The organism is Leisingera sp. ANG49, assembly GCF_059694505.1.
In genome coordinates this window covers 22,268-35,595 of record NZ_JCATZN010000009.1, presented here as the reverse complement: position 1 = coordinate 35,595, position 13,328 = coordinate 22,268, and the positions used below count along the sequence as shown (strand labels likewise).

The window sequence follows — 13,328 nt, the reverse complement described above, 5'->3', positions numbered from 1 at the left end:
CGCCTCGTTTTTAAATTGACTGGTCAATCAATATAAGGCAGATTTGCGGCCACTTCCGGACCGGCCGCAGCTTTGGCCTGTCCTGAGGTGCCGGCAGCGCAAGGCGGCGGGGAATATCCCGCTGAACCAGCGCAGCTTCTGCAAACACCGCTACGGCCAGCGGCCGGAAACCGAAACCAAAGCCTATCTGGGAAGACACGAATGACCCGCCCCAACATCCTGATTTTCATGGTGGACCAGCTGAATGGAACGCTGTTTCCGGACGGGCCGGCCGATTGGCTGCACGCGCCGAACCTGAAAAAGCTCGCGGCCCGCTCCACCCGGTTCCGCAATGCCTATACCGCGTCGCCGCTTTGCGCCCCGGGCCGGGCCAGCTTCATGTCCGGGCAGCTGCCGTCGACGACCCGGGTCTATGACAACGCGGCGGAATTCGCGTCGTCGATTCCCACCTATGCGCATCATCTGCGCCGGGCCGGGTATTACACTTGCCTGTCAGGCAAGATGCATTTTGTCGGCCCCGACCAGCTGCACGGCTTCGAGGAGCGTCTGACCACCGACATCTACCCGCCGGATTTCGGCTGGACCCCGGATTACCGCAAGCCGGGCGAGCGCATCGACTGGTGGTATCACAACATGGGGTCGGTCACCGGCGCCGGCATTGCCGAGATTTCCAACCAGATGGAATTCGATGACGAGGTGGCCTTTCATGCGGTGCAGAAGGTCTACGACCTGGCCCGCGGCAAGGACGGCCGCCCCTGGGCGCTGACCGTTTCCTTCACCCATCCGCACGACCCCTATGTGGCACGCCGGAAATACTGGGACCTGTACGAGGATTGCGAGCATCTGCTGCCTGAGGTCGCGGACCTGGGCTATGACAATCAGGACCCGCACGCCAAGCGGATCTTCGACGCTAACGACTGGCGCAGCTTCGACATCACCGAAGAGGACACCCGCAAGTCCCGCCGCGCCTATTTCGCCAATATCTCCTATCTCGATGACAAGATCGGCGAGGTGATGGAGGCTCTGGAGAACACCCGGCAGGAGGCGGTCATCCTGTTCGTGTCCGACCACGGCGACATGCTGGGGGAGCGCGGGCTGTGGTTCAAGATGAGCTTCTACGAAGGGTCGTCGCGGGTGCCGCTGATGGTGTCCGCGCCGGAGATGACGCCGGGCCTGGTGGAAACGCCGGTGTCCAACATCGACGTCTGCCCGACGCTGTGCGAGCTGGCCGGGGTCAGCATGGATGAGGTGATGCCCTGGACCGCCGGCGAGAGCCTGGTGCCGCTGGGGCAGGGCGGCAGCCGCGAAACGCCGGTGGCGATGGAATATGCCGCTGAGGCTTCCTATGCGCCGATGGTGTCGCTGCGGCTGGGGCAGTGGAAGCTGAACCTGTGCAATCTGGACCCGGACCAGCTGTTCGACCTCGACGCCGACCCGCATGAGCTGTCCAACCTGGCCGAAGATCCGGCCCACCAGGACACGCTTGCGGAGCTCAAGGCAATGGCGGCCAGGCGCTGGGATCTGGAGCGGTTCGACGCCGAGGTGCGCGAAAGCCAGGCCCGCCGCTGGGTGGTCTACGAGGCGCTGCGCCAGGGCGGGTATTTCCCCTGGGATTACCAGCCGCTGCAGAAGGCCAGCGAACGCTACATGCGCAACCACATGGACCTGAATGTGGTCGAGGAAAACGCCCGTTTCCCAAGAGGGGAATAAGCAAACCTGCCAACTGAGCCCGCGCGAGCGGGCCGGCGCCCGGTCCGGGGCTGCTGGCGGTTTCTCCGCCTCAGCCCCGCGGCTCCCCTGCGTGCGTACTCCCATTTCCGCACGCAGGGGATCTGTTTTTCATTGTTCGAGGACGGCTCCGGCGCGGGCGCCCGCAGGAGCCTGGCCTGCCGGGCACCAGGATAGTTGATTGATCATCCGGTCAAGCGCGGGCTAGGAATGCCAGTGGTTAAAGGAGTTTCTATGCCGAAACTTGGAATGGAACCGAAACGGCGCGCGGCGCTGGTCACCGCCGTGATTGACGAAATCGGCGAAGCCGGTTCGCTCGACGTGACCGTGTCGAAGATTGCCAAAAGGGCGGGCATGAGCAGCGGCCTGGCGCACCATTATTTCGGCAGCAAGGACCAGATGCTGATCGCCGCCATGCGGCACATTCTGAAAGTGTTCTCGCAACGGGTTGTGGCAGGGCTGGCGGAGGCGGAGGGCCCGCGCGCGCGGCTGGACGCGATCATCCGCGCGAACTTCGAGGATCACGTTTTTGACCGGCGGAAAACCTCAGCCTGGCTCAGCTTCTATGCGCTGTCCCAATGCAACGAGGACGCGGCCCACCTGATGCGGGTTTACCAGAGCAGGCTGCGCAGCAACCTGATGCATGAGCTGCGCGTCCTGAGCGGCCGGCCCGAGGCAGTTGAACGGGCGGTATCCGCCCAGATCGATGGCGTCTACCTGCGGGCTGCGCTGGGTGATCAGGGGGCAGTCCCATTGGCTGCAGACACCGTGAGCATGACCCTGAGCGCGTTGCTCGGGGACGCGTGACGTTCGGCAGGGCATTGATGCACAGCCCGGTGCCTGCGCGCTTCCCATTGTCCCCGGACGGACGTGGCGCCGGGGCTTGCGAAAAAAACGCCTTGGTGCCCGGCCGGTAGCGGGCCAGGCCCTGTTCTCTCGACAAAGCAGCGGAAAGCGACAATAGTCCAATACCGCCCCCACAGAAGAGCGGCAGGTATGACAGATACAGATATGGCAAGGCTGGCCGACCCGCTCGGGCAAGCAAGTATTCTCATCGTGGACGATGAGCCGGGCATGCGGAATTTTCTGGTGAAAACCCTGCGCCCTCTGTGCCAGCTGGTGGATGAGGCCGAGAACACCGAAGCCGCTGCCGCGCTGCTCAATACCCGGCAATATGACGTGATGATCCTCGACAACATCATGCCCGGCCAGAAAGGGCTGGACTGGCTGGAAGAGCAGCGGCGGGAGGGCGGTTTCACGGACACCATCCTGATTACCGCCTATGCCGATCTGCAAACGGCGATCGACGCGCTGCGGGCCGGGGCGTCGGATTTCGTATTGAAGCCTTTCCGCTCCAACCAGATCCTCAATGCCCTGCGCCGCTGCATCGAGGCGGCCCGGCTGAAGCGCGAGAACATGCTGTTGCGGCGGGAGCTGGAAGCAACCGGTGTAGGGCGCCGGCGCCGCCGCGAGCTGGTCGGAGCGTCTCCTGCCGTCAGCCAGGTGCGCGATCTGCTGGACCGGGTGGCACAGGTTTCGACTCCGGTGCTGATCACCGGTGCCTCCGGCACCGGCAAGGAGGTTGCCGCGCGCCACCTGCACGCGCGCTCCAGCCGCGCCGGGGCGCCTTTCGTGCCGGTGCAATGCGGCGCCATTCCGGCGGATGTCATCGAATACGAGCTGTTCGGCCATGCTCCCGGCGCCTTCCCGGGTGCGCCTGCGGGCCGCGAAGGCCTGCTGGCGTCGGCGCAGGGCGGCACCGTTTTCCTCGATGAAATCGGTGAGCTCAGCCCCTCGGCGCAGAACGCGCTGCTGAGGGTGCTGGAGGACGGGCGCATCCGTCCGATCGGCACGGAGCGGACAGTGCAGCTCGATGTCCGCTTCGTGATGAGCTCCAGCCGCGCGCTGGACGAGGCGGTGGCCGCGGGACATTTCCGCGAGGATCTGCTGTTCCGCATCAACGTGATCGAAGTGGCAATGCCGCCGTTGCGCGAACGCGGCACCGACATTGTCGAGCTTGCCGGGCTGTTTCTGGCCGAAATCGCTGCCCAATTGCAGCTGCCGCCGCTGGAGCTGTCCGCCAGCGTCAAATCCGCCCTGCTTCGCCATGACTGGCCGGGCAACATCCGCGAGCTGCGGAACTTCGTTGAACGCTCCTTGATCTTCGGCAGCTTTTCCCTCGACACGCTGGCCCCGGCCCGTCCCGCTGCCGACATCCTGCCGCTGGAGGAGGTCGAGCGCCGCGAGATCCTGCACGCGCTGGAAGCGGCCGGCGGCAACCGCAGCGAAGCAGCGCGGCGGCTGGGTGTCTCGCGCAAGACCATTGACCGCAAATGCGCGTCCTGGGGGCTCTGAGCCGTGCGCAGGCTGCGTTCGCTCACGCGGTCGGTCCGGGTCCGGCTGCTGCTGATCGCACTGCTGCCGATGCTGGTGCTGATGCCGCTGCTGCTGGGCATTGCCACCTGGCGCTGGTCGGAAAAGACCGACGGCCTTCTGATCAGCAAGGTGAACGGTGACCTGACCATCGCCGACCAGTATCTGGCCAGGCTGACCGCCACCTCGGGCGAGCTGCTGGATGCGGTGGCGCAATCGGTCCGGTTCCGCAGCGCGCTTGCGGCGGGCCGCTCCGCGGATTTCCTGGCCCGGGAACAGGCCCGGCTCGGCCTCGATTTCCTCTATCTCGCCGGACCCGATGGCCGGGCCGGTTTCACGCCCGCTGACTGGCCTGTCATCCGCGGCGCGCTGCAGGGGCAGTGGCAGAGCGCAGTCGACATTCTGGACGCCGCCCAGCTTGACACGCTGGCCCCCGGTCTTGCCGTCCGTGCGGCCATCCCGCTGGTGGAGACCGAAGCGGCTGTGCCCACGGACCGCACCGCCGAGACCCGCGGCATGATCATCCACTCCGCGGCCCCGGTGGCCCTGCCGGACGGCCAGAAGGCGGTTCTGGTGGGCGGGCGGCTGCTGAACCGCAACCTGGACTTCATCGACACCATCAACGCGCTGGTCTACCGCGAGCAAAGCCTGCCGGAGGGCAGCCAGGGCACCGCCACGCTGTTTCTGGAGGACGTGCGGATCTCCACCAATGTGCGGCTGTTCGAAAACGTGCGTGCGCTCGGTACCCGGGTTTCCGCCGAGGTGCGCGGCCAGGTGCTGGGGCGCGGTGACGTCTGGCTGGACCGGGCTTTTGTTGTGAACGACTGGTACATCTCCGCCTATGAGCCGATCCTGGACAGCCGCGGCAACCGCGCCGGAATGCTCTATGTCGGCTTTCTGGAAACCCCGTTCCGCCAGGCCAAGCGCAGCACGGTGCTGACGCTCGGCGGGGCCTTCCTGCTGATCGCGGCGATGTCGGTGCCGATCTTCCTGCGGTGGGCCGGGCGCATCTTCCGCCCGCTGGAGGGCATGACCCAGACCATCGCCCGGGTCGAACAGGGCGATCTGGCTGCCCGCAACCAGCCGCAGGAGGACGGCGGCGAGATTGCCCGCGTGGCGGCGCATCTGGACGGCCTGCTGGACCAGGTGCAGGAACGCGACCGGCAACTGCGCGGCTGGGGGGAAAGCCTGGAGGCCAAGGTCGAGGAGCGCACCGCGGATCTGCGCGAGGCAAACCGGCGGCTGGAGCGGACCACCGAACGGCTGATCGTCTCGGAGAAACTCGCGGCGGTCGGCGAAATCACCGCCTCCGTCGCGCATGAGATCAACAACCCGGTGGCGGTGATCCAGGGCAACCTGGACCTGGCCCGGACGGTGCTGGGCAGCCACGCGGAGCCGGTCGAGGAGGAATTCCGGCTGATCGACGATCAGGTCTACCGCATCGGCGTGATCGTCTCCAAGCTGCTTCAATTCGCCCGGCCCGAGGAATACTCCGGCGCTTCCGGGCTGATTGCCCCGGCCGAGGTGGTGGCCGACTGCCTGGTTCTGACCCGCCATCAGATCGAGGCCACCGGGATCGAGGCAGAGGCGCATCTGGCCAGTACCGGCCAGGTCCGGATGTCGCGCACGGAATTGCAGCAGGTGATCGTCAATCTCATCCTGAATGCGGTGCAGGCGATGCCCGGCGGCGGCCGCCTCACCCTGACCGCCGAGGATGCCGCCGATGGGGTGCTGCTGACCGCAGAGGATACCGGCACCGGCATCCCGCCGGACCTGCTGAACCGCATCTTCGACCCGTTCTTCACCACCAAGCAGGCGCAGGGAACCGGGCTGGGATTGTCGATCAGCCATCAGCTGGTGAGTCGCGCCGGCGGCCGCATCACCGTGCAGTCAGAACCCGGGCAGGGCAGCCGGTTCGAAATTTTTCTGCCCTCGCCCGCTGCCGCCTGATCCGGACAAATTGGCGCGAAATCGCAGGCCCTGGCTCCCCGGTGCGGACAGAATGTCCCGCAACCGTCTGCAGAGGTCTGGCGGGGCAGACAGAAAGTCATGATAAGATATTGTTATTGCTAAATTATTTATTTGACAGCTGGGTCATCTCTCCGCCTTTGTCAAGCTACGGCACATTGCCGCGGGCCATTCGGGGCGGCCGCAATAGGAGGTTGCAGCCGCCGGAACAGCACTAGGGAGGAGACCACATGAGTACGCCATCATCCGGCGGGCTGAGCTTTCTGCACAAGGACCACATCACCGCCAAACCCGGCTTCAACCGCTGGCGGGTTCCGCCGGCATCCATCGCCATCCACCTCTGCATCGGCTCGGTTTATGCCTGGTCGGTGTTCAACCCGCCGCTCACACGCGAGCTGGGGGTGGTGGCTTCCAGCGCCGATGACTGGAGCCTCGGCTCTGTTGTCTGGATCTTTTCGGTCGCCATCGTCTTCCTCGGGCTGGCCGCCGCATTTGCCGGCAAATGGCTGGAGGAAGTCGGCCCGCGCATGGTGGGCGTTGTGGCAGCGCTGCTGTGGGGCGGCGGCTTCATTGTCGGCTCGTTCGGCATTTCCAGCCATCAGCTGTGGCTGGTCTATCTGGGCTACGGCGTGCTCGGCGGCTGCGGGCTGGGGCTGGGCTATGTCTCGCCGGTTTCGACGCTGATCCGCTGGTTTCCCGACCGGCGCGGCATGGCAACGGGCATGGCCATCATGGGCTTTGGCGGCGGAGCGATGATCGCCGCGCCGGTCAAGGGCTGGCTGCTGGATTTCTATGAAACCGCGCCCACCTATCTGGGCGCCAGGGATGCGGTGCAGACCGTGGTCGAAAACGGCCGGGTCTTTGCCGAAACCGCACAGGGCAAAATCGAGGTGGTGATCGCCAGCGCGGCGCAGGCAGCCGAGTTCGGCGGCGAGGCCGGCGCCTATGCGGTGGGCACCGGCAATACCGGCGCAGCGCAGACATTCATGACCCTGGGCATCGTATACTTCGTCGTTATGATCCTGGCCGCCTTCCAGTACCGGGTTCCGGCCAAGGACTGGAAGCCTGAAGGCTGGGAGCCGAAGCCTGCCGCCTCGGGGCTGGTGACGCAGAACGACGTGCATATCGACCAGGCGCTGAAGACGCCGCAGTTCTGGCAGCTGTGGGTGATGCTGTGCTTCAACGTGACCGCAGGCATCGGCGTGATCGGTGTCGCCAAGACGATGATGTCCGAGATCTTCGGCTCGGTGATGCCGCTGGTGGCAACCGCTGCTTTCGCCTCGACCTATGTGCTGATGATTTCGGTCTTCAACATGGTCGGACGGTTCTTCTGGGCGTCTGCCTCGGACTACATCGGGCGCAAGGCAACCTACATGTGCTTCTTCGTGCTGGGCACCGCGCTCTACCTGTCGATCCCCTATTTCGCCTCTGCCGCCGCGGCCAACCCGTCGCTGGTCTATCTGATGGGCTTCTACCTTGCGACGATGCTGATCTTCTCGATGTACGGCGGCGGATTTGCCACGATCCCGGCTTATCTTGCCGACATGTTCGGGACCATGCATGTCGGCGGCATCCACGGCCGCCTGCTGACCGCCTGGTCGACCGCGGGCGTGCTGGGGCCGCTGGCCATTACCTCGCTGCGGCAGATGTCGGTGAACAGCGCGGTCCAGGATCTGGTTGCCAAGGTTGATCCGGCCGCCTTTGCCGCGAAGTTCGGCGCGCCGGTCGCGCAGCTGGACCAGCTGGTGGCGGCCAAGACCGTGACCATTGCCAAGCTGATGGAGATCGCACCGGCGGGCACCGTGGACCCGACGCCCAGCCTCTACAATACAACGATGTATTGCATGGCGGCGCTGCTGGCGGTGGCCTTCTTTGCCAACCTCTTCATGCGCCCGGTGAAAGAGCATCACCACCATGATGAACCGGAGCTGCAGGCCGTTCCGGGAGAGTAATGCCGCCAGCCGGGGCGCGCTGCGCCCCGGCTGCTTGCAGCCCTGACTGCGGGCTGCAGATCTGCAGACAGCCTATTGGAATACTGCCTTGGGGACAGGCCGCGCCGGTATGCTGCAGGCGGGATGCTTCCTCAGCCGGCAAGAGAGCGGTGACGTGCCTGATCCCATCTGCTTGAACGATATGAGGATGGCTGGTCTCCCCCGCAAACTAAACATAAGACAGATTACTGGATGCACAGCCTTTGAGGGCGGCGGCATCATCCAGAATGACGTGCACCGGCGCCGCGATGCGGGTGTCGAGCTTGAACGGCCGCCGGAACAGGTCCGCAAAGACCTGCCGCGCCGGGGAGGCCAGCAGGCTGCGGGCCACGGCGCCGGCGAAATACATGCCCCGCGCGGGCAGGAAGGCCAGCATCAGGTTGCGCGCCAGCAGCGCCAGCAGCTCTGCATAAATGATCTGAAAGTCCTGTGTGCCGGTATCCCCCTCCGGGAACTGCGCCCGGACCGCCGCGTGCCCGCGGCCGGAGAAGAGATGTTCCACGGTGGTGAACGCTTCGGCCTCCGGCACTTGGCTGCGCAGGTGTTCGGTCACGTCCAGCGGCAGGCTGACATGGCCGTATTCCACGTTGAGGCAGTGAACCTGCCCGCCGGACTGCAGCACCGGCGACAGGTTGAAGCCGGTGCCGATGCCCACCACCAGCCGCTGGCCGTCGCCGCCCGTATCATCCGCGGGCGCGATCACTGTATCCAGGCAGTCTGCCCCCAGATGCGGGCAGGCTTTTCCCAGCGCTACAAGGTCATTGAGCAGATGCACCTGCGCGCCATCCAGATGCCGCGACAGCCCAGCTGCGTCAAAGTGCCAGTCCCGGTTGGTGAGCCGTGCGGTGGCACCGGTGACCGGCCCGGCAATTGCAATGGCAACCTCCGCCACGCCGCCGGTGGTGGCACCTTGCAGGTAGAGTTCCATTACCTCGGCAAAGCTGCCGTGGGCTTCGTTGCGGAAGCTTTGCACCGTGTCCGCCAGCAGCACGCCGTCCCGCGCCAGCCCCAGCCGCGTGTTGGTGCCGCCCACGTCAGCGGCCAGCCGCAGCCGGGTCAATTCAGACGCTCGCCGGTGGCGGGCGAGAAGTAGGAGACCTTGGACAGGTCAAAGGCCAGGTCCAGCATCTGCCCCGGCTGCGCCCGGGTTTCGGCGTGCAGCCGCGCCGTCACCTGTTTGCCGCCGAGATTGGAGACCACATAGGTATCGGCGCCCGCAGGCTCCACCATGTCGATGAGGCAGGCGGCCTCCTGAACGCCTTCGCCCGCACGGAAGCCCGCCTCGGCGATGTCTTCTGGGCGCACGCCAAGGATCACGTCCTGCGGCAGGCCCGTGGCGCGGCTGTCCTTCAGCACGATGGGCGCGCTGCCGCCGCAGTCCATCTCGATCCGCGTGCCATCGCCATTGGCCTCGGCGCGGGCCGGGATCAGGTTCATCGCCGGGCTGCCCATGAAGTCGGCCACAAACAGGTTGGCGGGCTTGTTGTAGATCTCTGCGGGCGTGCCGATCTGCTGCACCACCCCGCCTTTCATGACCACGATCTTGGTGGCCAGGGTCATCGCCTCGATCTGGTCGTGAGTGACATAGACCATGGTGGCGCCGAGGTTGTGGTGCAGTTTCTTGATTTCGGTCCGCATCTCGACCCGCAGCTTGGCGTCAAGGTTCGACAGCGGCTCATCAAACAGGAACAGCTTGGGGTCGCGCACCAGCGCCCGGCCCATCGCCACCCGCTGGCGCTGGCCGCCGGAGAGCTGGCCGGGGCGGCGGTCCAAGAGCGCTTCGATCTGCAGCTGCGCTGCGACTTCCTTCAGCTTGCGCTCCTGCGTCGCGGCATCGGCGCCGCGCACCTTCATGCCGAAGGTGATGTTCCTGGCAACCGTCATCGTCGGGTACAGCGCGTAGGACTGGAACACCATGGCGATGTCGCGGTCCTTGGGGCTGACATGGGTCATGTCGCGGCCGCCGATTTCAATCCGGCCGCCGGAGATCGGCTCCAGCCCGGCGATGCAGTTGAGCAGCGTGGACTTGCCGCAGCCGGAGGGGCCGACCAGCACCAGGAAGTCGCCCGGCTCAATGCTGACGTTGATGTCCTTCAGGATCTCGGTCGCGCCATAGTTCTTGCGCAGGTTGGTGATGTCCAGGATGGGTGCCATGAGTTTACCCTTTCACAGAGCCAGCGGTCAGGCCGCGGATGAAGTATTTGCCGGCAACGGCATAGACCAGAAGCGTCGGCAGCGCGGCGATGATCGCGGCGGCCATGTCGACGTTGTATTCCTTTACGCCGGTGGTCGAGTTGACGATGTTGTTGAGCGCCACCGTGACAGGCTGGGTGCCCGCCTGGCTGAAGGAGACGCCGAACAGGAAGTCGTTCCAGATCTGGGTGAACTGCCAGATCACGGTGACCACGATGATCGGCAGGCTGAGCGGCAGGAAGATCGACCAGAAGATCCGGAAGAAGCCCGCACCGTCCACCTTGGCCGCCTTCACCAGGTCCTGCGGAATGGTGACATAGAAGTTGCGGAAGAACAGCGTGGTGAACCCGATGCCATAGATCACATGGACAAAGATCAGACCCGGAATGCTGCCCGCCAGCCCCATCAGCCCCAGCATCCGTGCCATCGGCAAGAGCACCACCTGGAACGGGATGAAGCAGCCGAACAGCATCAGCGAGAAGATCAGGTTGGCGCCGCGGAACCGCCATTGCGCGATCACATAGCCATTGGCCGCGCCCAGCATGGTGGAGATGGCCACCGCAGGCACTGCGATCACCACGGAGTTCCAGAAGAACGGGCGCAGGCCTTCGCATTGGATGCCGGTGCAGGCCTCGGACCAGGCGGTGCGCCAGGCGTCGAAGGTGACCTCGCGCGGGAAGGCGATCAGGCCGCCGGTGCGGATTTCCTCCAGGCTTTTCAGCGAGGTGGTGATCATCACAAAGAGCGGCATCAGATAGAACAGGGCGAACAGGCCCAGGAGGGTGAACAGCGTCCAGCGCAGGGCAAAGTGGCTCCAGTTGCGGCTGCTGGCTGCGGCGGCGGGGGCGAGCGTCACATCAGTCATGCTTGGCCCTCAGCTCAGAGTAGAGATACGGAACGATGATCGCGAACACCACGGCCATCATCACCATGGCGGAACTGGCCGCCTGGCCGATGTCGCCGCGGGAGAAGGCCATCGTGTACATATAGGTGGCGGGCAGATCGGTGGCATAGCCGGGGCCGCCGCCGGTAAGCGCAATCACCAGGTCAAAGCTCTTGATCGCCAGATGCGCCAGCACGATGAAGGCAGACAGGAAGATCGGCGCCATCGAGGGGATGATGATCGCGGTATAGATCCGCCAGGTGGGGATGCCATCGACTTGTGCGGCCTTGATGATTTCGCCATCGACACCGCGCAAGCCCGCCAGGAACAGCGCCATCACAAAGCCGGAGGCCTGCCAGACACCGGCGATGACCACCGCATAGATCGCCTTGTCCGGGTTGATCACCCAGTCGAAGGTGAAGCTGTCGAACCCCCAGCCGCGCACCATGGCCTCCAGCCCCAGGCCGGGGTTCATGATCCACTTCCAGGCGGTGCCGGTCACGATCAGCGACAGCGCCATGGGGTAGAGGTAGATGGTGCGCAGGACGCCCTCTGTGCGGATTTTCTGGTCCAGCAGGATCGCCAGCATAAGGCCGAGGACCATGGAGATCAGAATGAACAGGGTGCCGAACACAAACAGGTTCGACATCGCGGTGTCCCAGCGCGGCGCGTTGAACAGGCGCTCATACTGGATCAGTCCGTCGATCTCGTATTTCGGCAGCAGGCGGGAGCGGGTCAGCGACACCCAGGCGGTCCAGGCAATGAAGCCGTAGACAAACACCAGCACCGCGGCGAAGGACGGTGCCAGCACCATCTTCGGAATATGACGTTCAAGCCATTCAGTCATGGTAACGGCCCTTGAATAATTGGCCCCGCATCTCGGAGGACGCGAGGCCCGGGGGAGATCAGAGAGAATTGGCGACAGCGTCGGCCAGCATCTGCACGGCCTCAGCCGAGGACATGTCGGAGTTGAAATGCGCGGTCACCACGTCGGTGATGGCACCGGCTTGCGCGCCGCGCAGGGCCATGCCGTGGGCATAGCTCGGCAGCAGCGAGCCGTTCTCGGCGCTTTCGCCCATATCCTTTGCCGACAGATGCGCGCAGGTGTCGAAGGCATCCAGTTTCACGTCCACCCGTGCCGGGATCGAACCCTTGTTGAGGTTGAACACTTCCTGGAACTTCGGCGCGACGATCAGCTTGGCCAGGAGGTCCTGCCCGGCCTGCTTGTCTTCGCCGTCCACCTCGAACATGGCGAAGCTGTCGACATTATAAAGGAACCCGTCGCCCGGCACCGAGGCGCAGAGGAATTCCTTGCCCGGCTCCTTGCCCGCGGCCAGGAATTCGCCCTTGGCCCAGTCGCCCATGATCTGGAACGCCGCCTCGCCGTTCATCACCATAGATGTGGCCAGGTTCCAGTCGCGGCCCGGGAAGTTGGCGTCCACATAGCCGCGCATCTTGCGCATCTGGTCAAAAACGGCGGCCATCTTGTTCGATTTCAGGGTGTCCATGTCCAGTTCGACAAAGGCCTTGCGGAAGTCTTCCGGCCCCAAGATGCCAAGCGCCACGGCCTCGAACACGGTGGCGTCCTGCCAGGCCTGTCCGCCGTGCGCCAGCGGGGTGATGCCCGCTGCCATCAGCTTGTCGGCGGCGGCGTTGAAGTCCTCCCAGGTCAGGGGCATTTCGATGCCGTTGGCCTCCAGCAGCGCGGCATTGGCCCAGATCCAGTCGACGCGGTGCACGTTCACCGGTGCTGCGCACCATTTGCCCTCGCATTTCATGTGCTCGGCGATCGAGCCGGGCAGCACGTCACCCCAGCCCTCCGCCTCCGCGACGGAGGAGATATCGGCCAGCACGCCTTCCTCGTACCATTCCTGGATGGCGGGGCCTTTAAGCTGCACCGCGGTCGGCGCGTTGCCGGACAGGACGCGGGCGCGCAGCGCGGTCATTGCCGCATCACCGCCGCCGCCGGCCACCGGCATGTCGGTCCAGGTGCCGCCGTTGTCGGCAAATTCCTGTTGCAGCACCGCGGCCGATTTGGCCTCGCCGCCGGATGTCCACCAGTGCAGAACTTCGGCCTCCGGCCCGGCCGCCGCCGGTGCCGCACAGGCCAGTGCCACGGCCGATACGGCCGCAAAAGCGGTGTATTTCATCGCTCATTCCTCCCTTATGTGACGGCTGCTCCCCGCAGCCTT

10 protein-coding genes are annotated in these 13,328 nt (G+C 65.0%); 5 read left to right on the top strand and 5 right to left on the bottom strand.

Going from position 1 to position 13,328, the window contains the following annotated elements; genetic code table 11:
• The first annotated feature begins 201 nt into the window (after positions 1–201).
• The 5 genes from betC to AC58NV_RS20825 all read left to right on the top strand — a co-directional run bounded on the left by betC (position 202) and on the right by AC58NV_RS20825 (position 8,021).
• Positions 202–1,710 (top strand): choline-sulfatase, encoded by a 1,509-nt coding sequence (betC, locus tag AC58NV_RS20845; protein WP_497228850.1) that lies wholly within the window; start codon positions 202–204, stop codon positions 1,708–1,710.
• A gap of 252 nt (positions 1,711–1,962) precedes the next feature.
• A complete protein-coding gene (gene betI, locus AC58NV_RS20840) occupies positions 1,963–2,535 on the top strand; it encodes a choline-binding transcriptional repressor BetI (RefSeq protein ID WP_497228849.1) in 573 nt (190 codons plus the stop codon).
• 189 nt (positions 2,536–2,724) lie between these two features.
• Positions 2,725–4,083: a sigma-54-dependent transcriptional regulator gene (locus AC58NV_RS20835; protein ID WP_497228848.1), complete on the top strand. Its 1,359-nt coding sequence runs from the start codon at positions 2,725–2,727 to the stop codon at positions 4,081–4,083.
• 3 nt (positions 4,084–4,086) lie between these two features.
• Positions 4,087–6,051 carry a sensor histidine kinase gene (locus AC58NV_RS20830; RefSeq protein ID WP_497228847.1) on the top strand — a complete coding sequence of 655 codons (1,965 nt, stop codon included), beginning with the start codon at positions 4,087–4,089 and terminating at the stop codon, positions 6,049–6,051.
• A 248-nt stretch (positions 6,052–6,299) separates the two neighbouring features.
• Positions 6,300–8,021, top strand: a complete 1,722-nt coding sequence (locus tag AC58NV_RS20825) for an OFA family MFS transporter (RefSeq protein WP_497228846.1) — start codon at positions 6,300–6,302, stop codon at positions 8,019–8,021.
• A gap of 208 nt (positions 8,022–8,229) precedes the next feature.
• Here the strand turns inward: AC58NV_RS20825 and AC58NV_RS20820 are convergent, their stop codons facing one another.
• Genes AC58NV_RS20820 through AC58NV_RS20800 form a run of 5 tightly spaced genes read right to left on the bottom strand, consistent with a single transcriptional unit; the run spans position 8,230 to position 13,286 of the window.
• On the bottom strand, positions 8,230–9,120 hold the full coding sequence (locus tag AC58NV_RS20820; RefSeq protein ID WP_497228845.1) for a glucokinase: 891 nt from the start codon (positions 9,118–9,120) through the stop codon (positions 8,230–8,232).
• Positions 9,117–10,214: an ABC transporter ATP-binding protein gene (locus AC58NV_RS20815; protein WP_497228844.1), complete on the bottom strand. Its 1,098-nt coding sequence runs from the start codon at positions 10,212–10,214 to the stop codon at positions 9,117–9,119. Before AC58NV_RS20815 ends, AC58NV_RS20820 begins: the two co-directional genes overlap by 4 nt.
• Before the next feature lie 4 nt (positions 10,215–10,218).
• Entirely contained in the window at positions 10,219–11,118 is a 900-nt protein-coding gene (locus AC58NV_RS20810; protein ID WP_497228843.1) for a carbohydrate ABC transporter permease, read from the bottom strand.
• The gene (locus AC58NV_RS20805) at positions 11,111–11,983 is read right to left on the bottom strand and encodes a carbohydrate ABC transporter permease (protein ID WP_497228842.1); all 873 of its coding nucleotides are present in this window, start codon (positions 11,981–11,983) and stop codon (positions 11,111–11,113) included. Before AC58NV_RS20805 ends, AC58NV_RS20810 begins: the two co-directional genes overlap by 8 nt.
• Positions 11,984–12,041: 58 nt before the next feature.
• On the bottom strand, positions 12,042–13,286 hold the full coding sequence (locus tag AC58NV_RS20800) for an ABC transporter substrate-binding protein (protein ID WP_497228841.1): 1,245 nt from the start codon (positions 13,284–13,286) through the stop codon (positions 12,042–12,044).
• Between the last annotated feature and the right edge of the window lie 42 nt (positions 13,287–13,328).

Bases quoted from the DNA above. Each gene is read 5' to 3' on its own strand.
- betC (WP_497228850.1), top strand. From the start codon at position 202: ATGACCCGCCCCAACATCCTGATTTTCATGGTGGACCAGCTGAATGGA.
- betI (WP_497228849.1), top strand. From the start codon at position 1,963: ATGCCGAAACTTGGAATGGAACCGAAACGGCGCGCGGCGCTGGTCACC.
- AC58NV_RS20835 (WP_497228848.1), top strand. From the start codon at position 2,725: ATGACAGATACAGATATGGCAAGGCTGGCCGACCCGCTCGGGCAAGCA.
- AC58NV_RS20825 (WP_497228846.1), top strand. From the start codon at position 6,300: ATGAGTACGCCATCATCCGGCGGGCTGAGCTTTCTGCACAAGGACCAC.
- AC58NV_RS20815 (WP_497228844.1), bottom strand. From the start codon at position 10,214: ATGGCACCCATCCTGGACATCACCAACCTGCGCAAGAACTATGGCGCG.
- AC58NV_RS20810 (WP_497228843.1), bottom strand. From the start codon at position 11,118: ATGACTGATGTGACGCTCGCCCCCGCCGCCGCAGCCAGCAGCCGCAAC.
- AC58NV_RS20805 (WP_497228842.1), bottom strand. From the start codon at position 11,983: ATGACTGAATGGCTTGAACGTCATATTCCGAAGATGGTGCTGGCACCG.
- AC58NV_RS20800 (WP_497228841.1), bottom strand. From the start codon at position 13,286: ATGAAATACACCGCTTTTGCGGCCGTATCGGCCGTGGCACTGGCCTGT.